At 72.3% G+C, this 24,452-nt stretch carries 15 protein-coding genes; 5 read left to right on the forward strand and 10 right to left on the reverse strand.

The window, feature by feature from the left end; all coding sequences use genetic code 11:
* Positions 1 to 311 precede the first annotated feature (311 nt).
* Positions 312 to 1,517 (reverse strand): saccharopine dehydrogenase family protein, encoded by a 1,206-nt coding sequence (locus tag ACIA5D_RS37145; protein WP_396035147.1) that lies wholly within the window; start codon positions 1,515 to 1,517, stop codon positions 312 to 314.
* Between the two features lie 230 nt (positions 1,518 to 1,747).
* Here ACIA5D_RS37145 and ACIA5D_RS37150 point away from each other — a divergent pair, with 230 nt between their 5' ends.
* Both ACIA5D_RS37150 and ACIA5D_RS37155 read left to right on the forward strand, forming a co-directional pair.
* Positions 1,748 to 2,188, forward strand: coding sequence for an Lrp/AsnC family transcriptional regulator (locus ACIA5D_RS37150; protein ID WP_396035196.1), 441 nt, complete (start codon positions 1,748 to 1,750; stop codon positions 2,186 to 2,188).
* On the forward strand, positions 2,185 to 3,456 hold the full coding sequence (locus tag ACIA5D_RS37155; RefSeq protein WP_396035148.1) for an NAD(P)/FAD-dependent oxidoreductase: 1,272 nt from the start codon (positions 2,185 to 2,187) through the stop codon (positions 3,454 to 3,456). Before ACIA5D_RS37150 ends, ACIA5D_RS37155 begins: the two co-directional genes overlap by 4 nt.
* A 74-nt stretch (positions 3,457 to 3,530) precedes the next feature.
* On the opposite strand, the gene ACIA5D_RS37160 is transcribed toward ACIA5D_RS37155, so the two are convergent.
* The 3 genes from ACIA5D_RS37160 to ACIA5D_RS37170 all read right to left on the reverse strand — a co-directional run bounded on the left by ACIA5D_RS37160 (position 3,531) and on the right by ACIA5D_RS37170 (position 11,484).
* Positions 3,531 to 6,383 (reverse strand): LuxR C-terminal-related transcriptional regulator, encoded by a 2,853-nt coding sequence (locus ACIA5D_RS37160; protein ID WP_396035149.1) that lies wholly within the window; start codon positions 6,381 to 6,383, stop codon positions 3,531 to 3,533.
* A gap of 75 nt (positions 6,384 to 6,458) precedes the next feature.
* Entirely contained in the window at positions 6,459 to 7,613 is a 1,155-nt protein-coding gene (locus ACIA5D_RS37165) for a hypothetical protein (protein ID WP_396035150.1), read from the reverse strand.
* 310 nt (positions 7,614 to 7,923) lie between these two features.
* Complete coding sequence (locus ACIA5D_RS37170) at positions 7,924 to 11,484, reverse strand: hypothetical protein (protein ID WP_396035151.1); 3,561 nt, start codon at positions 11,482 to 11,484, stop codon at positions 7,924 to 7,926.
* Positions 11,485 to 11,649: 165 nt separating this feature from the next.
* Between ACIA5D_RS37170 and ACIA5D_RS37175 the strand changes: the two genes are divergently transcribed.
* Complete coding sequence (locus tag ACIA5D_RS37175) at positions 11,650 to 14,412, forward strand: DNRLRE domain-containing protein (protein ID WP_396035152.1); 2,763 nt, start codon at positions 11,650 to 11,652, stop codon at positions 14,410 to 14,412.
* A gap of 48 nt (positions 14,413 to 14,460) precedes the next feature.
* On the opposite strand, the gene ACIA5D_RS37180 is transcribed toward ACIA5D_RS37175, so the two are convergent.
* A complete protein-coding gene (locus ACIA5D_RS37180) occupies positions 14,461 to 16,554 on the reverse strand; it encodes a glycoside hydrolase family 3 protein (RefSeq protein WP_396035153.1) in 2,094 nt (697 codons plus the stop codon).
* 132 nt (positions 16,555 to 16,686) lie between these two features.
* Between ACIA5D_RS37180 and ACIA5D_RS37185 the strand changes: the two genes are divergently transcribed.
* The gene (locus ACIA5D_RS37185) at positions 16,687 to 17,061 is read left to right on the forward strand and encodes a DUF1801 domain-containing protein (protein ID WP_396035154.1); all 375 of its coding nucleotides are present in this window, start codon (positions 16,687 to 16,689) and stop codon (positions 17,059 to 17,061) included.
* A gap of 30 nt (positions 17,062 to 17,091) precedes the next feature.
* On the opposite strand, the gene ACIA5D_RS37190 is transcribed toward ACIA5D_RS37185, so the two are convergent.
* Together ACIA5D_RS37190 and gabT are read right to left on the reverse strand one after the other, a co-directional pair.
* Positions 17,092 to 18,474: an aspartate aminotransferase family protein gene (locus ACIA5D_RS37190; protein WP_396035155.1), complete on the reverse strand. Its 1,383-nt coding sequence runs from the start codon at positions 18,472 to 18,474 to the stop codon at positions 17,092 to 17,094.
* Positions 18,475 to 18,487: 13 nt separating this feature from the next.
* Positions 18,488 to 19,783, reverse strand: a complete 1,296-nt coding sequence (gene gabT, locus ACIA5D_RS37195) for a 4-aminobutyrate--2-oxoglutarate transaminase (RefSeq protein ID WP_396035156.1) — start codon at positions 19,781 to 19,783, stop codon at positions 18,488 to 18,490.
* A gap of 105 nt (positions 19,784 to 19,888) precedes the next feature.
* Between gabT and ACIA5D_RS37200 the strand changes: the two genes are divergently transcribed.
* Positions 19,889 to 21,313, forward strand: a complete 1,425-nt coding sequence (locus ACIA5D_RS37200) for an aldehyde dehydrogenase family protein (protein WP_396035157.1) — start codon at positions 19,889 to 19,891, stop codon at positions 21,311 to 21,313.
* A gap of 35 nt (positions 21,314 to 21,348) precedes the next feature.
* On the opposite strand, the gene ACIA5D_RS37205 is transcribed toward ACIA5D_RS37200, so the two are convergent.
* The 3 genes from ACIA5D_RS37205 to ACIA5D_RS37215 are packed head-to-tail and all read right to left on the reverse strand — an operon-like array spanning position 21,349 to position 24,452.
* Positions 21,349 to 22,737: an NAD(P)/FAD-dependent oxidoreductase gene (locus ACIA5D_RS37205; protein ID WP_396035158.1), complete on the reverse strand. Its 1,389-nt coding sequence runs from the start codon at positions 22,735 to 22,737 to the stop codon at positions 21,349 to 21,351.
* A 6-nt stretch (positions 22,738 to 22,743) separates the two neighbouring features.
* Entirely contained in the window at positions 22,744 to 23,592 is an 849-nt protein-coding gene (locus tag ACIA5D_RS37210; protein ID WP_396035159.1) for an ABC transporter permease, read from the reverse strand.
* Complete coding sequence (locus ACIA5D_RS37215) at positions 23,589 to 24,452, reverse strand: ABC transporter permease (protein ID WP_396035160.1); 864 nt, start codon at positions 24,450 to 24,452, stop codon at positions 23,589 to 23,591. The genes ACIA5D_RS37210 and ACIA5D_RS37215 overlap by 4 nt, the downstream gene beginning before the upstream one ends.

Below are 24,452 nucleotides of genomic sequence, written 5' to 3' on the forward strand. Positions count from 1 at the left end.
CGGTGCCGCGGCGCCGGGTTGTCCGGGCGGGTGTCACAACAAGCCGCGGGCGTCCACCCGGCCTGCGCCCCGGACGGCGCGCGGGCGAAGATCAGGTCATGAGCACGGGTGGACCTGAGCGTCTACTCGCTGATCCCCGCCGTCCTGCTCGCCTGACAACCCGCCGGCCGGCCGCTGCGACCTTCGGCAGCGACGCCCACCTGCCCGAGGCGGTCGGCCACGGCTTCCGGGAGGCCGCCGGCCTGGCCGAGGCGTGCTGCTTCCCGCCCCGGCCCGCAGCCGTACGACCTCTGGCCCCGCGCCTGAGCCCGCTACGCGGCGACTTCCCTGATCTCCCAGGGCGAGCCGTACTCGACGAGCTTGTCGAGAAACGGCACGGGATCGAACGCCTCGGGCCCGAGCACCCCGGTGCCCTGCCACGTGCCGGTGGCCAGCAGCTCGAGAGCGACGACCGGGTTCACCGCCGTCTGCCAGACCACGGCCTGGGCGCCGTACTCGCGCATGGACCACTCGTTGTCGACCAGGTGGTACAGGTAGACCTCGCGGGGCGAGCCGTCGCGGCCGAGGCCGCGGACCAGCGTGCCCGCGCAGGTCTTGCCGGTCATCTTGTCGCCGAGGGTGGCCGGGTCGGGCAGCACGGCCGCCACCACGTCGCGCGGGGAGACGGTGGCGGCGCCGACCCGCACCGGCTCCACCCGGTCGAGGCCGAGCTTGTGCAGGGTGCGCAGCACCTCGATGAACTCGGCGCCCAGGCCGTATTTGAAGGTGACCTTGCCGGCGTCCACCCAGCGCGGGATCAGCAGCACCTCCTCGTGCTCGACGTGGACGCACTCGACGGGGCCGATGCCGCCGGGGAAGTCGAAGATCTCGGGCTCGCTGAGCGGGACCGTGGTGTACCAGCCCCGGTCACGTTCCCAGATCACCGGCGGGTTCAGGCACTCCTCGATGGTGGTCCACACCGAGAACGACGGCGCGAAGTCGTAGCCCTCGACGACCAGGTTGCCGCCGTCGCGGATGCCGACCTCGTCGATGCGGGAGAAGAGGTGGTCGGCGGCGTACCGGGCGAAGATGTCGGACAGGCCGGGCTCGACGCCGATGCCGACCAGCGCCAGCAGCCCGGCGGATTCCCACGAGGGCGCCAGCGCGAACTGCGCGTCACCCAGCTTCTCCCCGGTCTGCCGGTACGGCTCGGTAGGGTGCGGGTGGGACAACGACATCGCCATGTCGAGATAGGAGGCCCCGGCGGCCAGCGCGCCCTCGAAGACCGGCATCACAAACCGGGGATCGACCGCGTTCAGCACATGCGTGATCGCGTGCCGGCGGCACAGATCCGAGATGTCCGAGGCCGAGGAGGCATCGACCTGCTCCGCGACGAAGCGAGGGTCGACCGAGGCCGCCCGCGACGCTCGGTCGAATGCGTAGTCGGCGATGACGAAATGGGAGAAGAACGAGCGGCGTGCGGCAATGCCGGCCGCGGCGGACCCTACCCCGCCGGCGCCGACAACCAGGACGCGCATGAGAAACACACCTTTCACCCAAAACGGGTGTCATAGAACTGAAACCGCGCCCCAGGAGCCTCCACGCCACCGAAACCCTTGTCAAGCGCGATCAACTCTGCGATAAACGCAGTTGTCACAGCCGCCCGGGACGGAAGAAGATTCCATTGACCACCCTGAACCGGACGAGCGATGTGATTGCCGTCCACCCCCACCCGGGGAAGAATCGCGGCGTGACGGCGGACCTGGCTCTGGATCAGATCAACAAGCAGATCATCGAGCACCTGCAGCGGGACGGGCGGATGTCGTACGCGACGCTCGCCAAGGAGATCGGCCTGTCGGAGGCCGCCGTGCGTCAGCGCGTGCAGCGCCTGCTCGACGGCGGGCTCATGCAGATCGTGGCGGTGACCGACCCGCTCACGCTCGGCTTCGCCCGGCAGGCGATGGTCGGCCTCAAGGCCACCGGCGACCTGCGCGCGCTCGCCGACGAGATCGCCTCCATCCCCGAGGTCGACTACGTGGTGATCTGCGCGGGCGGCTACGACCTGCTGGTCGAGCTGGTCTGCACCGACGACGAGCACCTGCTCGACCTGCTCAACGAGAAGGTCCGCACGATCAAGGGCGTCACGTCCTGCGAGACGTTCATGTACCTGAAGCTGGCGAAGCAGACCTACGCGTGGGGAACCCGATGACCGCTCCGTCCTACTGGCTGCATACCCTCGGCCCGGTCACGCCGCGCCCGCCGCTCGACGGCGACCGCGACGCCGACGTGGCCATCGTCGGGGGTGGCTACACCGGCCTGTGGACGGCGTACTACCTCTCCGAGATCGCCCCAGACAAGAAGATCGTGATCCTCGAGGCCGAGTACTGCGGTTACGGCGCGTCCGGCCGCAACGGCGGCTGGGCCAGCGGGCTCTTCCCGGTCTCCGAGGAGAAGCTGACCAAGAGGTACGGCGCCGCACAAGCAAGCGCGATGCATCATGCCTTGGCCGGCGCCGTCGACGAGGTGGGCCGGGCCGCGCGGGCCGAGGGCATCGACTGCGACTACGCGAAGGGCGGGACGATCACCCTCGCCCGCACTCCCGCGCAGCTGCGGCGTGCCCGGGGCGCAAGCGGTTTCCTCGGGGCGGACGAGGCGAGCGCGATCTGCGGGGCACGGGACGTGCTCGGCGGCGTCTACAGCCCCGACTGCGCGGCCTTGCATCCGGCCAAGCTGGTGCGCGGCCTCGCCGCCGCCGTCGAAAAGCGCAAGATCAAAATCTACGAGCAGACACGCGTACGGCGCATAGCACGCGGCCTGGTCGAGACCGATCGTGGCACCGTCCGGGCCGGCACGGTCGTCCGCGCCCTGGAGGGCTACACCGCCCGGCTCGCCGGCCACCGCCGCAACCTCGCGCCGGTCTACTCCCTGATGATCGCGACCGAGCCGCTCTCCGAGGCCGAGTGGGAGCGGATCGGCCTGCGCCGCCGCGAGACGTTCAGCGACGAGCGCCACATGATCATCTACGGGCAGCGGACCGCCGACGACCGGCTCGCGATCGGCGGCCGCGGCGCGCCCTACCACTTCGGCTCGCGCATCGAGCCCGGCTACGACCGGGTCCCGGCCGTCTTCGACAGCCTGCGGGCCACGCTCACCGAGATGTTCGGCATCGAGCCGGAGATCGCGTACCGGTGGGGCGGGCCGCTGGGCATCCCACGCGACTGGATGCCGAGCGTGGGCCTGTCCGGCGGAATAGCCTGGGCGGGCGGCTACGTGGGCGACGGCGTCGCGGCGGCGAACCTCGCCGGGCGTACGCTCGCTGATCTGATCTCGGGCGCCGAGAGTGACCGGACCGCCCTGCCGTGGGTAGGCCATCGCTCCCGGCGCTGGGAGCCGGAGCCGATCCGCTGGCTCGGCATCAACGCCGCCCTGCGCGCGACGACGCTGCGCGACACGTGGGAGCGCCCGCGAGCATCCTGACACCGCCGGCGCCCCGGCCCCGGCGCCGCCGTGACCCGCGACGACAGTGGCTGGGCTGCGGTGGCACGCAAGCGCTAGTTCAGTCCGCGGGAGATGACGCCGGCCAGCTCGGTGCGCGAGGTGACGCCGAGCTTCGGGTAGATCCGGTACAGGTGGCTGCCGATCGTGCGCGGCGACAGGAACAGCCGGCCGGCGATCTCCTTGTTGCTCAGCCCCTCGGCGACCAGCCGCGCCACCTGCAACTCCTGCGGCGTGAGCTGGTCGATCGCGTCCGCGTCGCGGCGCCGGGTCTCCCCGGTCGCCCGCAGCTCGGCGTGCGCGCGGTCGGCCCACGGTTTCGCGCCGAGCGCGTCGAACGTGGCGGCGGCGGCGCGCAGCAGCGGGCGGGCGGCGGCGGGCTGGTCGCGGCGCAACCGGCCGCCGTACAGCAGCTGCAGCCGGGCCCGCTCGAAGGGCCACGGCGCGAGGTCGGACTCCAGCGCCGCCTCCTCGTCGCCGTCGAGCATCGCCCGCGCGCAGCGCATCGTCACCCGCAGCAGCGGCGACGGGCCGATCTCGTCGTACCGCTCCAGCTCGGCGATCCGCGACGCGGCGTCCTTGCGCCGATCGCAGTGCAGCGCGGCTTCCGCCAGGTGGGCCAGGACCGAGAAACGCACGTACGGGTGGTAGCCGGCCTCCCCGGGATCGAAGATGCCGTCCAGCTCCTCGTACGCCTCGGCGTGCCGCCCGGCGCCCAGCGCGGCCACCCCGCGGATGACCCGCACCAGGCAGAGCATGGTGTGCGCACCGTTGGAGATCAGCGCCCGCTCGCACTGGTCGGCCATCGCCCTGGCCGCCTCGACGTCGCCGCGCAGCGCCTCGGCGTGACCCCAGTTCAGCATGTTCGGCACCACGTAGTTGCGCTGGCGCGTCTCGGCCGCGAGGGTGTCCGCCTCGGCGCCGGCCGACCGGCCGAGCGACGCGTCGCCCAGCTGCACGGCCGCCCACGCCTGGTAGGCGAGCGCCCAGGTCAGCGAGATCAGGTTGCCGTCCTGCCGGTTGAGGGCGACCCCGTCGGCGGCGAGCCGGGTGGCCGCGCCGAGCGCGCCCACCGCGGTCGCGGCGGCCGCGAGCTCGCACAGGTCCATGCCGGTCAGCCCGGCCCGGCCGAGCAGCGCCTCGACCCGCTCGACGACGGCCGCGCCGCGCCCGACCGGGTCCATCAGCCCGATCGTGGCGACCAGGCGCGGGGTGAGCGGCGGCAGATCGAGCCGTTCGAGCAGCCCGATGAGCTGGGCGCGCAGCTCCGGGGAGGGATGGGCGAAGTAGCAACGGACGGCGACGCGGTGCAGCACGTGCAGGGCCCGGTCGTCGCGGCCGGCGTGATGCAGCCGCTCGGCGGCGAGCAGGTGCCCCGGCAACCGGGCCGCCCCGGACCAGCCGCCGACCTCGACCTCGCGCAGCCACTGCAAAACCATCTGGTCTTCGACCGGCAGGTCGGCCGCCGCGATCTCCTGGGAGATCTGCCCGGCCCGCTCGTGGTCGGCGATCTCGAGGGTGACCTCGAGGGCGCGCAGCAGCAGGCTCGCCCGGCGGCCCGCGTCGCCCGCGAGGTGGGCTGCCCGCTCCCACACCGGCGCGGCGGCACCGGCCGCGCCCCGGCGGTAGAGCCGGCCGGCCAGGCCGTCGAGCTCGGCGGCGAGGCCGTCGTCCGGCCCGATCGTGGCGGCGGCCCGGTGGCTGAGGGCCCGGTCCGGATCGCTGATCACGTCGGCGAGCGCGGCGTGGGCCCGTTGCCGCTGGGCGAGTCCGGCCTCCTGCCGAATGGCCGACCGCACGAGCGGATGCCGGAAACGCACCACGAACTGCTCGTCGACATCGATGAGCCGCGCATTGACCGCCGGCTCCGCGTCGGCCACCGTGAGCGGCGCACCCGTCAAGCCCGACCCCGCGCTCTCCCCCGGCCCCGCGCCCGCGCCCTGCCCCGCGCCCTGCCCCGCGCCCTGCCCCGGCCCCAGGCCCTGCCCCGGCCCCGCGCCCTGCCCCGGCCCCGCGCCCTCCCCCGGCCCCTGCCCCGCGCCCAGGCCCTGCCCCGCGCCCAGGCCCTGTGCGGCGACCAGGCCCTGTGCGGCGACCAGGCCCTGTGCGGCGGCGAGGATCTCGCCGAGCCGGTCGCCGTCGTCGAGGGCGGCGACCAGCAGCAACGCCCGGGTCGCGGCGGGCAGCTCGGCGATGGACAGGCCGAAGGTGCGCTCGAGCCGGGTGGTCAGCGGCAGCTCGGCGGAGAGCAGCGGCCCGGCCTTGGTGACGGCCACGGCCAGCTCGCCCAGGGCCAGGGGGTTGCCGGCCGCCTCGGCCAGCACCCGTGCCCGCTGCGCGGCGTCGAGCAGCGGGGCCAGCGCGTCGAGCAGCGCGGCCGAGTCGGCCGTGGACAGCGGCTCGACCTGAAGCTCCTGGAAGGACAGCGCGGTCAGCCGGGCCGAGGTCTCGGGGCCGTCGCGCATCGCCACGATCAGCACCACCGGGTCGGCCGCGAGCCGCCGCCCGACGAAGGCGAGCGCCTCCCAGCTGGGCGTGTCCATCCACTGCCCGTCGTCGACGAGCACGGCGAGGGGCCGTTCCGCGGCGCGGGCGGTCAGCGCGGCCAGCAGCGCCAGCGCGACCTGGAACTGGTTCTCGTCGCCGCGCAGCGGCTCGGCCGACCCCAGCAGGCCGAGCAGGGTGTGCGCGGCCGCGAACGGCATGTGGAACTCGGCCTGCACTGCGACCAGCGACAATGTATCGATGCCCCGGCCGGTGGCGCCGGCGCGCGCCGCGGCGAGCAGGGACGACTTCCCGATCCCGGCGCCGCCGCGCACGACGAGCACGCCTCCGCGCTCGGGCGGCCCGGCGAGCACCTCGTCGAGGACCCCGAGCTCGTCGTCCCTGCCCCACAGCCCGTTGGTCACCGCATGAGCCTACGACCGTTCGCGGTCGGAGCCTCCGCCCCGCGGCCCCGCAGTGATCTCGCAAACACCTTCCCATCAGCCTGAATAGACGGCCGTCTCCGCATCGCGCGACATCAGCCCCGCCCAGAGCCGGTCCCGCAGGTCGTTGACGCGCCGCTTCGGGAGCGCGCCGCCCAGGTCCCGCAGCACCACCCGGAGCAGGACGTTCGCCTCGCCGTCGCGCAGGCGCAGCCGGTCGCGGGAGGCGGCCGGCAGCCGGCCGGCGGGCGTGACGGACAGGATGGTCACCTCCTCCACCAGATGGGCGTCCAGCCCCAGCAGGGTGCGGACCCGGTCGCCGAGATCCTCGGCGGTGACGTCGGCGGGCAGCGCCACCGACAGGTCGCGGTAGGCCGCGGGATGCGACGACACCGGCCGGTACGGCGCGAGGTCGGTCATCTGCCGAGACACCCGCGCGTCGGTGGAGCGCAGCAGCCGGATGTCGTCGATGCCCTTGCGAAGCATCAGCAGACGGTCGAGCCCCAGCCCGAGCGCGAGACCGGTGGCGCCGGGACGACGCAGGACGCGGTCGGCGGCGAGGCCGCATTCGCCCACCTCGACCCAGCCGCCGGAAGCCCCACCCCCAGAAGCCCCACCCCCAGAAGCCCCACCCCCAGAAGCCCTGCCGCCGGAGGGCCCGCCACCGGACGCCCACGCCTCGATCTCCAGCCCGCCGGTCGTGTAGGGGTGCGTGGCCGGCGTGGTGCGCCAGGCGACGCCGGGCAGGGCTGCCTCCAGCGCGACCCCCACGAGGTCGAGCAGGCCTGCGCCGGTGTTCAGCGTCCAGAGGTCGAGTTGGTGCGGCGTCCCGGTGTGCAACCGGTCGATGGCGTCCCGGCGGTAGACCATGCCCGGACACGCGATCAGCGCCACCGCCGGGGCCGAACGCAGCGCGCCCGGGATCAACGCGGACGTCTGCGAGCGCAACATCCGATCTGGACTGACATATCGGGTATATCGTGAGTCGCGGGCGGCCGCCTCGGGCGCGTAGCAAAGGCGGTCGTAGTTGTCGGCCACGTCCACGATCCGCTCCCCACGGGGGACGACCAGCGAGGCCGAGGGCCAGCGCGAGGAGGCGGCGGCAAGGATCGCGCAGACCAGCAGCTGGATCGCGTGCGGCCCGGGCGCGGGGTCGGTGAGGTCGCGGATCGCCAGGTCGGCGGCCAGCTCGGCGGGAGTCAGGCAGGACATCGGTCTTCTCCTCGGGACAGGCGGCGCCCATGGGAGAAGGCCCGAAAAAAGGCCGCCCAATGGGCGGCCGGTGAAGAAACGCGCAAACGTCAGGCGGCCACCACAGGGGGCCGGCCAAACCGAGCGCTGTATGTCATGACCCCAGGGTGCCACGCGAGCACACCGCCCGGCATCCGGATTTACCGTGAGGCTGAGGTTGAGGGCTCGCTCAGTCGCCGCTGATGGATCTCTTCCCGACGCTCTGCCGGTCGCCCGTGCAGGCGAGGAATACCGGCCGTAGAGACCGGCCAGATCGAGTAAACAACCGAGGTCATCCGGCGGGAAGGACGAAAGCATCCCGTTCCTCGGCGGTGAGCGCGCGGGTGGCCAGCGTGCCCGCCCGCGCGCGGACCTCGGCGATCGGACCGCAGACGTCGCACCGCCACAACCGGACCGTGCCGTCGCCGTGTGCGGTCGCCAGCTCGCCGCCCGGGAGGAACCGCACCTGCTCGACCGACGCGCCGTGCCCGCGGACCGTCGCCAGCTCCCGGCCGGTCGCCGCCTGCCAGATCCGCACGCCGTCGCCGTCCTGGCCGCTGCTGGCGACCATGCGGCCGTCCGCGCTGAACTCCACACTCCAGACCACGTCGCGGTGGCCGCGCAGCGCGAGCGGCCGGCCCCGGCCGTCGGCCGCCCAGATCCGCACGGCGCCATCCTGGCCGCTGACCGCCAGGCGCTTGCCGTCCGGGCTGAAGGCGACGGCCCAGACCTGACGGCCGGGTGGCTGATCCTGGACGACCACCGGCGCCCCCGCCCCGTCGGCGGGCCAGATGCGTACCGTGCCGTCGGAGCCGGCGCTCGCGATGTGCCGGTCGTCCGGGCTGAACGCGACGGCACGGGCACTGCCGTCGTGCCCGCGCAGCACCACGGGGGCGTCCCCGGCCAGGGACCAGACGCGGACGCTGCCGTCCTTGGCCGAGCTGGCCAGCCGCTCGCCGTCGGGGCTGAAGCTCACGCCGTACACGGTGCCGGTGTGGCCGCGCAGCACCGCCCGCACGTCGCCGGTCTCGGCGTTCCAGACGCGTACGGTCCGATCCGGCCCACCGCTCGCCACCCAGCGGCCGTCCGCGCTGACCGCGACGGCGATCACCTCGCCGACGTTGCCGCGCAGCACCAAGGGCCCGGCATGCCACGGCTCCCGCCAGACCCGCACCGTGCCGTCCGTCCCGCCGCTGGCCAGCACGTTGCCGCCGGCACCGCCCGCGAGGGTCCACACCTCGCCGCGATGGCCGCGCAGGACGATCGGGCTCGCCGCCAGGCCGGGATCCCAGAGCCGGACCGTGTCGTCGCCGGAGGCACTGGCCAACCGGTGGCCGTCCGGGCTGAACGCGACGCTCCACACCGGTCCGTCGTGCCCGCGCAACACCACCGGGTCCTGCTCGCCGGCCGGGTCCCACACCCGGATCGTGTTGCTGCCGCTGTGGCTGCTGGCCAGGCGGCTGCCGTCCGGGCTGAACGCCACGCTCTCCACGTACGAGTCGTTGCCGTGCAGGACCACCGGCGCTCCCGGCTCGCCGACCGGCCAGACCCGGACCGTGCCGTCGCTGCCGGCGCTGGCCAGGCGGCGCCCGTCCGGCCGGAACGCCAGCGTCTTGACCGTGCCCTCGTGCCCGGTCAGCAGCGTGGGCCGGCCGCGCCCATCGGAGTGCCAGATGCGGATCGGCCCGAGGCCACTGACCGCGAGCCGCTTGCCGTCCGGGCTGAACGCAACGCCCAGCGGCGGTCCGTCGACGGTCAGCACCGTGGGCTTGCCGTGCCCGGCCGCGTCCCAGATCCGCACCGTGCCGTCGGAGCTCGCGCTGGCCAGCCGCCGCCCGTCCGGGCTGAACGCGACCGTGTTCACCTGGTCGCGATGCCCGCGCAGCACCGTCGGGGTGCCGTCGGCCAGGCTCCATACGGTGATCTGGTGGTCGAAGCCGGCGACGGCGATCCGCCGCCCGTCGGGGCTGAAGACCGGGCTCTGCACGGCCATGTCGGACGTTTTCAGGACTCGCGGCTCGCTCGCCGGCCGGTCCGGCCCGGTCCGCTGCCACAGCCGGACGGTGCCATCGCCCCCGGCGGCGGCGACCGTTGCCCCGTCCGGGCTCCAGGCGACGCCGACGGCCTGGCCCTGGCCGGCGTGCAGGGTCGCCCGGAGCCGGGAGTCGGCTACCGCCTGGCGCAGCGCCGCCTGCGCCTCCTCGGTGGGCCGGGTGTCGTAGGCCTCGATCGCCAGCAGCAACGCGACCTCGTGGTCGACCTGCGCGTGGGCGCGGGCGTTGGCCACCAGCTGGCTGGAGCGGGCGAGGTCGCGCTGCTCGCCGGCCCGGTGGGCCTGCACGCCGGCGAGCCCGGCCAGCAGGCTCGTCACCAGCACGGCGGCGGTCAAGGTGGCCAGCGCGACCCGCACGCGCCGCCGCCGGGTGGCCGCCTCGCGGGCCCGCCGGTCGCGGCTGGCGGTCAGGAACGAACGCTCGGTGGCGTTCAGACGCTGCAGGCTGCGGCCGTCCCACTCGGCCAGCAGCGCGCCGCGGTAGAGCGCCCCGCCGTCGCGGTCGTGCGCCTGCCAGATCTGGCCGGCCTCGGTGAGCCGGCGGTGCAGGTGCAGCTCCTCCCGGTCGGCGTGCAGCCAGTCGTCGAGCCGGGGCCAGGCCCGTATGAGCGCCTCGTGCGCGATCTCCACCGTGTCCACGCCGAGCACCAGCAGGCGCGCGTCGGCCAGCTTGGCCAGGACCGGGTCCGCTCCGGGCTGGTCCAGCTCGTCGCGCCGGCACCGGCGCCGGGTGTCCGGCAGGCCTTCGCCGAGGGTGACCAGCCTGGTCAGCACCTCCCGGGCCGTCTCCCGCTCCGGCTCGTCCAGGCTCCGGAAGACCGACTCCGCGGTCTGCGCGATCGCGCCGCTCATCCCGCCGGCCGCCTCGTACCCGGCCACCGTCAGGACGTCGCCGCGGCGCTGCCGCCACGTCTCCAGCAGCGCGTGCGAGACCAGTGGCAGCGCACCCGGCTGCCGCTCGGCATCCGCCACCACCTTGGTCACCAGCGCCCGTTCGACGCTGAGCCCGGCCCGCCGGGCCGGCTCGGTGACCACTTCGCGCAGCTCGTCCGCGGTCAGCGGGCCGACCGGCAGGTTGGCCCCCGCCAGCAGGCCGGCCAGCGGCGCGGACTCCGCGCAGCGCGCGTAGAAGTCGGCGCGGACCCCGATCACGACCCGCCGGGTCGCCAGCTCGTCGACGAAGGCGCTGCGCTCGGACGGGTCGGCGCAGTGCGTGAACAGCTCCTCGAACTGGTCCACCACGAGCAGGCCCGCCGTCGCGGCCGGCCGCAACGCCTCCCTCGGCGAGCCGCCCGGAGTGATCAGGCAGACGTGCTCGCTCCGGCACGCCGGGATCAGACCGGCGCGCAGGAGCGAGGACTTGCCGCTTCCGGAAGCGCCGAAGACCGCCACGAACCGGTGCTCGTCCATCATCCGCAGCAGCTCGGCCAGGATCCGCCGTCGTCCGAAGAAGCGGTCCGCGTCGCCGGCGCCATATCCGATCAGCCCGAGATAGGGCGGCTGCTCGTCGCTCGCCGTCGGCAGCTGCCCCGCCGCGTGCTCGGCCGACGCCTGCTGCCACCGGCGCTCCCACCCGGACGGGTCGCCACCACAGGCCTGGACGAAGGCGAGCGTCACCGGCAGGCTCGGCAGGCTCCGGCCGCCGGCGGCGTTGGCCAGCGCCGTCGCCGAGTAGCCCGCCTCGGCGGCGAGCTTTCGATAGCCCGGGTTCCCGGCCCGCCGGCGCAGGTCCCGGAGCTCGGCCGCCAGCATCTGCACCGGGCCCGCGGACGGGTCGAGCGCACGTTCCGGACGCGGCATCGCAATCACCCCCGTCGATATCACGATGGCAACAGGATCCCGCGCGAAGCGCCGCGGTGGTCGGTGGAGTCGGATTGTTTAGTCTGCCGCCCCGCTACTTGACAACCTCCCGGCCTGCTGTGCTGGGGAATCGCGTCAATCGTCGATCATCCACGGGGGAACGAGATGAGGCGTTCGAGAGGGATCGCGGCCGCGGCGGCCGCCGTCCTGTTACTGACTTCGACCGGTCAGGTCCTGCTGTCGCCCGCGGCCGAGGCGAAGCCGGCCTGTCCTTCCGCGCGGCCGGATCCGTCATCCGCCGTCATGGCGGCGCAAGCGTGCGGCGGCCGCGTGGAGGTGCTCGCCCAGCGGACCGAGACGACCCAGGTGTGGGCGCGCCCGGAGGGCGGCTTCAGCACGGAGATCTACGGCGGCCCGGTCCGCTTCCGCAAGGACGGCGCCTGGCATCCGGTGGACCTGACGCTGCGGCCGGCCGCCGGCGGCGTCGAGCCGGTCGGGCACCCGCGCGGCCTGCGCCTCGCCGGCGCCGCGACCGGCGCCGGTGAGAAGGTCCTGGCCCGGGTGGAGACCGGCGGCGACGCGGTCAGCATGCTGTGGACCGGCCCGCTGCCCGCCCCGGTGCTGGCCGCCAACACGGCGACCTACCCCGAGGTCCGGCCCGGCGTCGACCTGCTGCTGACCGCGACCCGGCTCGGCTTCGAGCAGTCGCTCGTGGTCAAGAACCGGGCGGCGGCGGCCGGGGTGGCGACCCTGACCGTGCCGCTGCGTGGCGAGGGCCTGAAGTTCGTCGCCGACGGCCCGGCCTCGTTCGCGATCCGCGACGCCGCCGGGACCACGGTCGGCCGGATGCCGGCGCCGAGGATGTGGGACTCCTCGACCGGGGCGAGCGGCGAGCGCACCCGGGAGAAGGCGGTCACCACCCGGGCCACGGGCGGCGGCGGCGCGCTCGATCTGCGCCTCGCGGCCGACCAGGCCTGGCTGCGGGACCCGAAGACCAAGTATCCGGTCACGCTGGATCCGCAGGTCGAGCTCGATCCGACCTCCGACACCATCGTGCGCAACGACGAGCTCTCCACCAGCGGCAAGCCGGACCATTCCGGCGCCGACTATTTGGCGTACGGCAAAGCCACCAGTTATCTCGCCCGGTCCTTCATGCAGTGGCCGTCGGCGCAGCTCGCCGGCGCCCGGATCACCAGCGCCACGCTGAGCCTGTGGAACTGGTATTCCGGCAGCTGCGCGCAGACCGGCTGGCTGGTCTGGAGCGCCACGCCCTACACCAACCCGATCTGGTGGGACACCGCGCCGAAGCTGCTGAGCAACGACGGCTACTCGACCCAGACCGCCGGCTTCAACTCGTCCTGCAACGACGCCTGGGTGAGCGCCGGCGTGGCGCCGCTGTTCCAGAAGGCGGCCAACACCAGCGCGCCGACCGTCTACCTGGGGCTGACGTCCTACAACGAGTCGAACCCGAGCCTGAGCTGGAAGCAGGTCCGGTCGCTGCAGGCCGCCGACTCGTCGCAGATTCCGGTCGTGCGGATCAACTACGAAGACCCGCTTTACACGTACGGCGTGAACTACCCGTACGGCGTGGGGGCGGTCGACTACGCCTATTCCTCGCCCGACGGCTTCTTCAAAGGCCTCAACGGCCTGGTGTACGGGCCCAACCGCTACTCCGAGTTCTTCGTCCCGGAGAAGACGACGCCGGGCAGCGATCCGAGGCACGAGGCCAATCCGCAGGCGGTGATCGACCTGGCGAAGACGCCCACCTCCCGCGTCACGGCCCTCGACATCAACCGGCACCTGCTGTGGGACTTCGACCGGGACAGGAGCCTCGATCCGGCCCCCACCGGGTCGGCCTTCCTCGAGCACGAGGGCAAGGGCAAGGACGGGAAACCGCCCGCCACCGTCCCGAACCAGGATCCGTACCACGTGTTCTGGTTCGACGACAACTGGCTCGGGCAGTACGTGGCCAAGGCGTACGGCCGGACCCCGCCCACCGGACTGAGCGACTACGGCAATCCCAGCCACGTCCGCTGGCGGATCATCTCCGGCGACACCAACTGGACGCCCTACCAGACGGCCGTGCCCGGCGAGGCGGGCGCCCCGGACCGGCTGGCCCTCGACGGCCTCTACTTCCTGGCCGCCGGCCAGCCGGCGACCGCCATGACGAAGTGGAACGACCTCCTGGCCCAGTCCGGCGCCACCCTCACCACCACGACCCGGCTGTTCACCTACCCGGACCTGAAGGAGAACTATCACGTCGGGATGTTCAAGCTGCTGACCGATCAGATCCTCGCCCACCACACTGGCCTGACCGCCACCGAGCAGCGGGTGCTGGCGCTGCACTCGGTCTCGCTGCGCGCGATGATCATCAAGAACCAGCAGCGGGTCGCCGCCACCGGCCAGCTCGCCGCTTGGACGACCGACGTGGACCTCGTCAAGAACGACAAGTCGCTGATGAACCTCGAGTCCTTCGCGGTGAACGCGCTGGCGCTCGGCGCGGGCGCCAAGCAGGTCTACAGCCCCGGCCAGGCGCCGCTGCAGACCACCGCCGCGAACCGCTACAACCTCACCGCGGACGGCATCCTCCAAGCCGTCCCGGGTACCAGCGCCGCGGGCCACATGACCTTCGGGCCGGGCCAGACCCTCGCCCCCGGCGCCTACAACGTGGATTTCGTGCTGCGATCGCGGAACCCGGCCACCGGCAGCCGCGTGGCCAACCTGGACGTCTACAACGCCCGGTCCGGCTCCGTCGTCGCCGAGAAGGCCGTGGGCGCGGCCGAGTTCATCAGCGACGGCACCTACGACCGGTTCGTCCGGGTCACCGTCCCGATCACCATCACCTCGGCCGACAACAGTCTCGAGTACCGGGTCTGGTGGGACGGCGGGTCGAGCCAGTTGGAGGTCGCCGAGATCCGGGTCCGCTGACCGCGGAGGCTGGAAGCCGCTTCGGGGGAGCGGCTTCCAGCCACCAACTCAGGCGGTCCGGACCGACCGCCAGAGGGCGTAGGCCCGGGCGTTGTCGCCCGCGGTCTGCGCCCGGTCGGCCTCGGCCAGCTTGGCCGCCCAGTTCGCGCCGCCACGCCCGGCGGCGACCCGGGCCTGGGCCGCGTCCCGAGCGGCGTCGAGCGCGGAATGCGAGCCGCCACCGGTGCGCAGTCCCCAACCGTACGGATAAAGGGGTTGGTAGTCGCGGTCGCCCACGTTGATCGGCAGCTGGTCCACGGTGGCCGGCCACGACAGCGGGAGCCGCCCGGTGAACGGCCGCTTGCCGAACAGCACGTCCGCCACGCCCGCGCCCTCGCTGCCCGGCAGCCACGACGCCACCAGCGCGTCCATCACCGGCAGCTGATCGGTGATCACCTGCGGGCGCCCGGAGACCAGCAGCACCACGCACGTCGGCACCGCCGCGCACACCCGGGCGACCACGGCCTTGTCGCCGGGCTGCAGGGTCATCGACTTGGGCTCGGTCTGGGCCGGCGTGCCCCAGGGCCAGGCCGGCCCGCCGACGTCGCCGAAGCCTTCCGCGTACGGGGTCTCGCCCACCACTACCACCCCGACGCGCGCGTCGCCGACCGGGGCGGTGCCGTCCTCGCTGAAGGTGACATGCGGCGCCACCTGCTGGATGCCTTCGAGGATCGTCGTGCCGGGAATCGCGTCGCCGGAGCGGCCCTGCCAGTCGATCGTCCAGCCGCCGGCCTGGTTGCCGATGTTGTCGGCGTTGCGCCCGGCCACGTAGATCGGCGTGTTCTTCTTCAGCGGCAGCGCGCGCCCCGAGTTCTTCAGCAGCACCTGCGACTCGGCCACGGCCTCGCGCGCGATCGCCCGGTGCGCGGCGCTGCCCACGTCGCCGACATGAGAAGCCGACGCGTACGGGTGCTCGAACAGCCCCATCTCGAACTTGGTCCGCAGGATCCGCCGCACCGCGTCGTCGATCCGCGCCATGCTCACCCGCCCGGCCAGCACCTCGGCCTTGAGCACCTCCTCGAACCGGCCGGCCGTGTTCGGCTCCATGAACATGTCCGTGCCCGCGTTGACGCCCACCCGCACCTGCAGCGGGGTCGGCGCCGGCTCGCCGGACGGGTCCGGGATCTGGTGGATGCCCTCCCAGTCGCTGATCACGAAGCCGTCGAAGTCCATCCGGCCCTTGAGCTCGCCGGTGATCAGCTCCTTGCTGGCGTGCATCTTGGTGGGGTTGCCGACCCCGTCCTCGGTCCAGTCCACGCTGGAGAACGACGGCATCACGCTGCCCACGTCGTGCCGGTCGATCGCCGCCACGTACGGCGCGAGGTCGAGCCGGGCGAAGTCGCGGCGGTTGGTGACGGTGATGCCCTGGTCGATGGCGAAGTCGCCGCTGCCGGTGCCGTACCTGGTGTCGCCGTCGCCCGCGTAGTGCTTGGCGGTGGCGAGGACCCCGCCGCGCTGGAGGCCGTCGATCGCGGTCTCCATCTTGATGACGAGGTTCGGATCCTCCGCGAAGCTCTCGTACGCCCGGCCCCAGCGCTCGTCGCGGGACACGCAGATGCAGGGCGCGAAGTCCCAGGGGATCCCGGTGGCGCGCACCTCGGAGGCGGTCGCCCGGTAGGCCCGGTAGACGAGCCCCGGGTCGCGGGTGGCGCCGAGCCCGACGTTGTGCGGGAAGACCGTGGCGCCGTAGACGTTGCCGTGCCCGTGCACCGCGTCGATCCCGTAGATCATCGGAATCTTCAGTGGCGTGCTCAGGGCGGCCGCCTGGAACGTGTTGACCATGTCGACCCAGGTGGCCGGGGTGTTGGGGGTCGGCACCGACCCGCCGCCGGAGAGCACCGAGCCGAGCCGCAGCGTGGCGATCTGGCTCGGGTCGCCGGCCACCGCGCCCCGCTCGGCCTGCGTCATCTGGCCGATCTTGTCGTCGAGCGTCATCCGCCGCATCAGGTCGGCGACCCGGCGGTGGGTGGAGAGCCGGGAGTCGAGGTAGGACGGTCCGTGCGCGCCGGCATCCACGGTGGACGCAGGCGCGCTCGAGGACGCGGTCAGGGGCAGCAGCGCAAGGGCGAGCGCGCCCGCCACGTACGGTTTGATGGGTCTCATGCCATTTCTCCCTGGGCTTAGGAGCGCTGACCTCACTCGCCCGATAATCACCCCGATCAATGCAGTTAGGTAACCGTCCGGTTTCCAGGCGACGGCACCAAGGGACATATCGACGGCACGTAAAGTACGAACGTGGACGCATTCCTGGAAACGATTCCCGACGAACGGCGGCGCGCCGAGGCGCGGCTGCTGATCGATCTCATGACCGAGGTGACCGGCCAGGCGCCGGAACTGTGGCCGGCCAACATCGTCGGCTTCGGGAAATACCACTATAAGTACGACTCGGGCCGCGAGGGCGACACGATCGCGGTCGGTTTCGCCCCGCGCAAAGCGCAAACGGTCGTCTATGTGACCGGTTATCTCGACAACTACGCCGATCTGCTGGAAAGGCTCGGCCCGCACACCCACGGCAAGGGCTGCCTCTATCTCAAGCGCGTCGCCGACATCGACACTGGCGTGCTGCGCGAGATCGTCGCCCGTTCCTACCGCAACGCGGCCCCGGCGTAGAATCGCCGGGGCCGCGCCGAAAGAACGGATCTACAGCTGGTTCGAGGCCTCGGTCAGGACCGAGCGCAGGATCTGCTCGATCTCGATGAACTGCTCCTCCCCCGCGATCAGCGGGGGCGCGAGCTGGATCACCGGGTCGCCGCGGTCGTCGGCCCGGCAGTAGAGGCCGGCCTCGAACAGCGCGTGCGAGAGGAAGCCGCGCAGCAGCCGCTCCGACTCCTCCTCGTTGAACGTCTCCTTGGTGGCCTTGTCCTTCACCAGCTCGATGCCGAAGAAATATCCGTCGCCGCGGACGTCGCCGACGATCGGCAGGTCGTAGAGCCGCTCGAGGTAGGAGCGGAACAGCGCGGTGTTGTCGCGGACGTGGCCGTTGAGGTTCTCCCGCTCCATGATGTCGATGTTCGCGAGGGCCACCGCCGAGCCGACCGGGTGGCCGCCGTAGGTGACGCCGTGCGCGAACCAGTTGGTGCCGTGCAGGAACGGCTCGGCCAGCCGGTCGGAGGCGATCATCGCGCCGAGCGGGACGTAGCCGGAGGTCAGGCCCTTGGCGACGGTGATGATGTCGGGCGTGTAGTCGTACCGCTGCCCGCCGAAGTACTCGCCGAGCCGGCCGAAGCCGCTGATCACGTCGTCGGAGACCATGAGCACGTCGTACCGGTCGCAGATCTCGCGGACCCGCTGGAAGTACCCGGGCGGCGGCGGGAAGCAGCCGCCGGCGTTCTGCACCGGCTCGAGGAAGACCGCGGCGACCGTGTCGGGGCCCTCGAACTCGATGGCCTCGGCGATGCGATCGGCGGCCCAGACGCCGAACTCCTCGAGGCTCATGCTCTCGTCGGGGCGGCGGTAGTAGTTCGTGTTCGGCACCCGGAACGTCGACGGCACGAGCGGCTCGAAGTCCTGCTTGAGCGCCGGGATGCCGGTGATCGACAGGGCGCCCATCGAGGTGCCGTGGTACGCGATCGACCGGGACAGCACCTTGGTCTTCATCGGCTTGCCGACCCGCTTGAAGTACGAGCGGGCGAGCTTCCAGGCCGACTCGACCGCCTCGGAGCCGCCGGTGGTGAAGAAGACCCGGTTCAGGTCGCCCGGGGTGAGGTCGGCCAGCCGGGCGGCGAGCTCGACCGCCTTGGGGTGCGCGTACGACCAGATCGGGAAGTAGGCCAGCTCGCCGGCCTGCTTGGCGGCGGCCTCGGCGAGCTCCTGGCGGCCGTGGCCGGTCTGCACGACGAACAGCGCGGACAGGCCGTCGAGGTAGCGGCGCCCGGCGCTGTCCCAGATGTAGCAGCCGTCGCCGCGCACGATCAGCGGCACCTCGGCCTGCTGGTACGACGACAGGCGGGTGAAGTGCAGCCAGAGATGGTCCCGGGCGGCGCCGGCGAGCTTCTCGAAGTCGGGTGACTGAAGGTCGGACAAGGGGGGCTCCGTCTCAGCGGGTGAGGGACTCGAAAGCTTGCTCGAGCAGGGAAAGTCCACGATCGAGCTCGTCGTCGGTGATGACGAGCGGCGGCAGCAGCCGGATCACGTTGCCGTAGGTGCCGCAGGTGAGCAGCAGAAGGCCGGACTCGTGCGCCGCCTTGGCGACCGCGCCGGTGGCCGGGGCGTCGGGGGTCGGGCCGCTGGGGCCGGATTCCCCCGGAACGACCAGCTCGAGAGCCAGCATCGCGCCGCGTCCGCGCACCTCGCCGATCTGCGGGTGCTTGGCCGCCAGGGCCTCGAGCCGGGGCCGGGCCACCGCCTCGATGTGCCGGGCCGCCGCGGCGAGGTCGAGCTCGCGCATGGTCTCGATGCTGGCGAGCGCGGCCGCGCAGGCGATCGGGTTGCCGCCGTACGTGCCGCCGAGGCCGCCCGGGTGCACGGCGTCCATGATCTCGGCGCGGCCGGTGACCGCGGCGAGCGGCAGGCCGCCGGCGATGCCCTTGGCCGTGGTGATCAGGTCGGGCTCGACGCCCTCGTGCTCGCTGGCGAACCACGCGCCGGTGCGGCAGAACCCGGTCTGGATCTCGTCGGCGATGAAGACCGCCCCGGCCTGCTTGCTCCAGGCCGCCAGCGCCGGCAGGAAGCCGGCCGCGGGCACGACGAAACCGCCCTCGCCCTGGACGGGCTCGATCAGGACCGCGGCGACATTGGTCGCGCCGACGTGCTTCTCGATCTGGCTGATCGCGTACGCCGCCGCGTCCGCCCCGCTGCGGCCGTCCCGGAACGGGTACGACATCGGCACCCGGTAGATCTCGCCGGCGAACGGCCCGAAGCCCTGCTTGTACGGCATGACCTTGGCGGTGAGCGCCATGGTGAGGTTGGTGCGGCCGTGGTAGGCGTGATCGAACACGACGATGGCCTGCCGGCCGGTCGCGTGCCGGGCGATCTTGACAGCGTTCTCGACCGCCTCGGCGCCCGAGTTGAACAGCGCCGAGCGCTTCTCGAAGTCACCGGGGGTGAGCGCGGCCAGCTCTTCGCAGACCGCGACGTACTGCTCGTACGGCGCGATCATGAAGCAGGTGTGCGTGAATCGCGCGACCTGCTCGCGGACCGCGGCCACGACCTTCGGCGCGGCGTTGCCGACGTTGGTCACCGCGATGCCGGCCGCGAAGTCGATCCACTCGCGTCCGTCCACATCGGTCATCGTGCCGCCGGCGGCGCTGCTGACGTAGGACGGGATCATGCTGCTGACCCCGCGCGCCACGACCGAGCTCCGGCGCCGGTGCAGGTCGTCGGAGGAAGGCATCTCTCAACTCCTTCGGGCTTTGAATCCCGATCATTTCACTGATTCCGTCGTTTGCAAGAGGCGGAACAACTATTTCCACGCCTGCTACGACGGTACAGTCTCGCCGTGATCCCCTTCTACGTCGCCGGGCGACCGGCCACCGGCACCGATGTCCTCACGGTGCGTCACCCCTTCGACACCGAGGTTGTCGGCGAGACCAGCAACGCCACCGCCGCGCAGGTCGAGGAGGCCGTCGCGGCGGCCGCGGCAGCCGCCGGACCGGCCGCCGAGCTGACCGCCGCCGCGCGCGCCGCCGCCCTCGACGAGATCAGCATCCGCATCAGGCGGCGCGCCGAGGAGTTCGCCTCGCTGATCACAGCGGAGAACGGCAAGCCGCTCAAGTGGGCGCGGGCCGAGGTGGCGCGGGCGGTCAGCACGTTCCGCTGGGCCGCCGAGGAGGCCCGGCGCTTCTCCGGCGACCTCCAGCGGCTCGACACCGACCCGGCCGCGGCCGGGCGGATCGCGCTGGTCCGCCGGGCGCCGCGCGGCCCGGTGCTGGGCATCGCGCCGTTCAACTTCCCGCTCAACCTGGTGGCGCACAAGGTGGCCCCCGCGCTCGCGGTCGGCGTGCCGATCATCGTGAAGCCGGCCCCCGCCACCCCGCTCACCGCGCTGCTGCTCGGCGAGATCATGAGCCGGCTCGACCTGCCGGCCGGCATGTTCTCGGTGCTGCCGGTGCCGAACGAGCGGATGGACGCCCTGGTCGCCGACCCGCGGCTGCCGGTGGTGTCGTTCACCGGCTCGGGCCCGGTCGGCGCCCGGATCCGCGCCGCGGTGCCCCACAAGCACGTGACGCTCGAGCTGGGCGGCAACGCGGCCGCATTGATCTGCCGGGACTGGGACGACCTGGACTTCGCCGCGCAGCGGATCGCCACGTTCTCGAACTACCAGGCCGGGCAGAGCTGCATCGCGGTCCAGCGGGTCTTCGTCCACCGCGATCATCTGGCGGCCTTCACCCCGAAGCTGGTCGCGGCGGTCGAGTCGTTGAAGGTCGGCGACCCGCGCGACGAGCGGACCGACGTGGGCCCGGTGATCGACTCGAAGGCGGCCACGCGGATCGAGGAGTGGATCGCCGAGGCGGTCACCAAGGGCGGCAAGATCCTGACCGGCGGCGGCCGGCAGGGAACGACCATCGCCCCCACCGTGCTCACCGAAGTGCCGGCCGACGCGAAGGTGTGCGCCGAGGAGGTCTTCGGCCCGGTGCTGGTGCTCACCGCGGTGGAGTCGGACGAGGCCGGCCTGGCCGCCATCGACGACTCGGCCTTCGGCCTGCAGGCCGGCGTCTTCACCCGCCGCATCGACCTGGCCTTCGCCGCCCACCGGCGGCTGCACGTGGGCGGCGTGATCATCGGCGACGTGCCGAGCTTCCGCGCCGACCAGATGCCGTACGGCGGCGTGAAGGCCAGCGGCTCCGGACGCGAGGGCGTCGCCAGCGCCATGGAGGACTACACCGAGCCACGCGTCATGGTGCTGACCGGCCTGACCCTCTGAGACCTCCATCAGCCGCCGCGCCGAGAGGATGTCGATCAGGAGTCGAAGCCGAGACCGGCCTTGTCGAGGGTGCGCAGCCACAGGTTGCGCCGGCCCTCGTTCCGGTCGGCCCGGGCGATCGACCAGCGGGTCAGCTGGATGACGCCGCTGCGCACCGGCTCGGGCGGGAAGGGCAGCGGCTTGGCGCGCACCATCTTCAGCGATGTCAGCTCCGTCGGCGTGCCGCCGAGCAGGTCGAGCATGACCTTCGCGCCGAACCGGGTCGCACCCACGCCGAGGCCGGTGTAGCCCGCCGCGTACGCGAGCCGGCCGCCGTGCGCCGTGCCGAAGAACGCGCTGAACCGGCTGCAGCAGTCGATGACGCCGCCCCACTTGTGCGTGAAGCGGATGCCGTCGAGCTGCGGGAAGGTCGCGGCGAAGTGCGCGGCCAGGAGCTCGAAGGTGGCGTCGCGCTGGTCCTGGGACGGGGTGATCCGGCCGCCGTTGAAGTAGACGGCGTCGTATCCGCCCCACAGGATCCGGTTGTCCGCGGTGAGCCGGTAGTAGTGGAACTGGTTGGCGGAGTCGCCGATGCCCTGCCGGTTTCGCCAGCCGATCGAGGCGAGCTGCGCGCCGGTGAGCGGCTCGGTCATCAGCGCGTAGTCGTACACCGGCACGACGTACTGCTGCAGCCGCTTGAGCAGCCGGCCGTGCGCGCCGGTGGCCAGCGCGACCCGCCGGGCGGTGATCCCGCCGCGCCATGTCTGGAGCACCAGGCCGGCGCCGGACGAGGAGATCCGCTCGACCTTGGTGTTCTCGTAGAGGCGGACGCCGAGGTCGAGACATGCCTGGCGCAATCCCCAGGCGAGCCGGGCCGGGTCGACCATCGCGCAGCCGGTACGGTCCCAGACGCCACCGAGATAGGTGGGCGAGTCGACCTCCGCCCGTACGCGATCCTGGTCGAGCAGCTCGACGTCGAGACCGCGGGCCGCCTCGGCGGCGTGCCCCTCGACCAGGTCGCGCCATTGCCACGGCTCGGTGGCCACGTGCAGCTCACCCGTACGCCGGAAGTCGCAATTGATCTTGTAACGGGCGACGGCGGACTCGATCTCGTCGAGGTTCTCCCGGCCGAGGCGCAGCAGCCGGTCCATCTCGCCGGGGAAGCGCGCCAGTCCGTTGTCGAAGCCGTGGGTGAGGCTGGCGGCGCAGAACCCGCCGTTGCGGCCCGATGCCGCCCAGCCCGCGGTGCCCGCCTCGACAACCACGACGTCGAGCGAGGGATCGCGCTCCTTGGCGATCAGCGCGGTCCACAGGCCGCTGTACCCGGCCCCCACCACCGCGAGATCCGCGGTGGCAGGGCCGTCGAGTGGTGCGGCCGGGGCCGGAGCCCCGGGCTGGGTGAGCCAGAACGGCTCAGGCAGTGCGTCCTTGAGGGGCGAGCCCACGAGTTATCAATCCCGCTTACCTTGTTGCCGCGAGCGGATGTTGGTGACGACCGCGATCAGGACGCCGACCGCGAAGATGAGGGTGCCCATCACGTTGACCTGCGGGGGCAGGCCGACGCGGGTGGCGCCCCAGATCCACAGCGGGAACGTGACGGTGCTGCCCGCGGTGAAGTTGGTGACCACGAAGTCGTCGATGGACAGGGCGAACGCCAGCAGGGCGCCGGAGAACACGGCCGGGAGGATGATCGGGAAGGTGACTTTCCAGAACGTCGTCCACGGCGTGGCGCCCAGGTCGGCCGCCGCCTCCTCGATCGAGCGGTCGAGGGTGACGACCCGGGCCCGCACGATCGCGGCGACGAACGAGATCGAGAACATGATGTGCGCGATCACGATCGTCGTGAAGCCCGGCCCGACGTTCAGCGAGACGAACAGCGAGAGCAGCGACGCGCCCATGATCAGCTCGGGCGACGAGATCGTGCTGAACATGATCACGTTGAGCGTGCCGGAGCCGCGGAACCGGAAGCGCCCGAGGGCGTAGCCGATGCCGGTGCCCAGCGCCGTCGCCACGAGGCTGGAGATCACCGCGATCGCCAGCGAGGTCCACAGCGCCTTGGTGAGGTCCTCGATCTCGAAGATCTTGCCCCACCACTTGAGGGTGAAGCCGTCCCAGTGCTGGTTGTAGCGGCCCGGCGTGTCGTTGAAGGCGAACGCGATCATCACGGCGATCGGGATGACCAGCCAGATGATGACCAGCCAGGTGTAGATGTGCAGCAGGCCGCCGCTCTTGAGGCGGCGCCGCGGCCTGGCCGCGTGCGCCGACTCGGCCGGCGGGCGTTCCAGGGTGCTCTGGCTCATCGGGCCGCCACCTTCATCACGTCCTCGGTGCCCAGCGCCCGGGCGTAGGCGAAGATGCCGACCAGCAGCACCGCCATGAGGATGAACGAGAGCGCCGCGGCGGTCGGGTAGTCGGACGTCTGCAGGTACTTGTGCTGGATGACCTGGCCGATCATGGTGGTCGACTGGCTGCCCAGCACCTCGGAGTTGACGTAGTCCGAGGCCATCGGCACGAACGACATCAGCACGCCGGCGAAGACGCCGGGCAGCGCCAGCGGCAGGATCACCTTGCGGAAGGCCAGCGGCGGGGTCGCGTACAGGTCGCGGGCCGCCTCCACCACCCGCGGGTCGATCCGCTCGAGCGCCACGTAGATCGGCAGCACCATGAACGGCAGGAAGTTGTAGACCAGCCCGCCGATCACCGCCATCGGCGTGCCGAGCAGATGGTACGAGTCGGGCAGCAGCCCGATCTGCTTCAGCGGGTGCAGCACCGGCCCGTCGTCGGTGAGGATCTGCCGCCACGAGATGGTGCGCAGCACGAACGACACGAAGAACGGCAGGAGCAGCAGGAACAGGTACGTGGGCTTGCGCCTGCCGCCGTAGAACGCGATCCAGTACGCCACCGGGAAGGCCAGCGCGATCAGCAGGATCGTCCCGATCGCCGCGTAGATCAGCGAGCGGAACAGCTGGTCGTGGTAGCCGCTGATGGCGTCGGTGTAGTTCTGCCAGTGGAAGGTGAACGTGTATCCGTAGACGATGTCGCCTTGCTGCAGCGAGAGCGACAGCATGGCGATCATCGGGATCGCGAAGAACAGCAACAGCCACAGACCACCCGGCAGGACCAGGAAGTACGGGGCAAGCCGGCGTTTGACTCGGTTCAT

The sequence above is a fragment of the Actinoplanes sp. NPDC051513 genome, assembly GCF_044454685.1.
Taxonomy (GTDB): Bacteria; Actinomycetota; Actinomycetes; order Mycobacteriales; family Micromonosporaceae; genus Actinoplanes.

Excerpts from the sequence above, each read along its gene's own strand:
- ACIA5D_RS37210 (WP_396035159.1), bottom strand. The coding sequence starts at position 23,592 with ATGAGCCAGAGCACCCTGGAACGCCCGCCGGCCGAGTCGGCGCACGCG.
- ACIA5D_RS37165 (WP_396035150.1), bottom strand. The coding sequence starts at position 7,613 with ATGTCCTGCCTGACTCCCGCCGAGCTGGCCGCCGACCTGGCGATCCGC.
- ACIA5D_RS37145 (WP_396035147.1), bottom strand. The coding sequence starts at position 1,517 with ATGCGCGTCCTGGTTGTCGGCGCCGGCGGGGTAGGGTCCGCCGCGGCC.
- ACIA5D_RS37155 (WP_396035148.1), top strand. The coding sequence starts at position 2,185 with ATGACCGCTCCGTCCTACTGGCTGCATACCCTCGGCCCGGTCACGCCG.
- ACIA5D_RS37175 (WP_396035152.1), top strand. The coding sequence starts at position 11,650 with ATGAGGCGTTCGAGAGGGATCGCGGCCGCGGCGGCCGCCGTCCTGTTA.
- gabT (WP_396035156.1), bottom strand. The coding sequence starts at position 19,783 with ATGCCTTCCTCCGACGACCTGCACCGGCGCCGGAGCTCGGTCGTGGCG.
- ACIA5D_RS37170 (WP_396035151.1), bottom strand. The coding sequence starts at position 11,484 with ATGCCGCGTCCGGAACGTGCGCTCGACCCGTCCGCGGGCCCGGTGCAG.
- ACIA5D_RS37180 (WP_396035153.1), bottom strand. The coding sequence starts at position 16,554 with ATGAGACCCATCAAACCGTACGTGGCGGGCGCGCTCGCCCTTGCGCTG.
- ACIA5D_RS37215 (WP_396035160.1), bottom strand. The coding sequence starts at position 24,452 with ATGAACCGAGTCAAACGCCGGCTTGCCCCGTACTTCCTGGTCCTGCCG.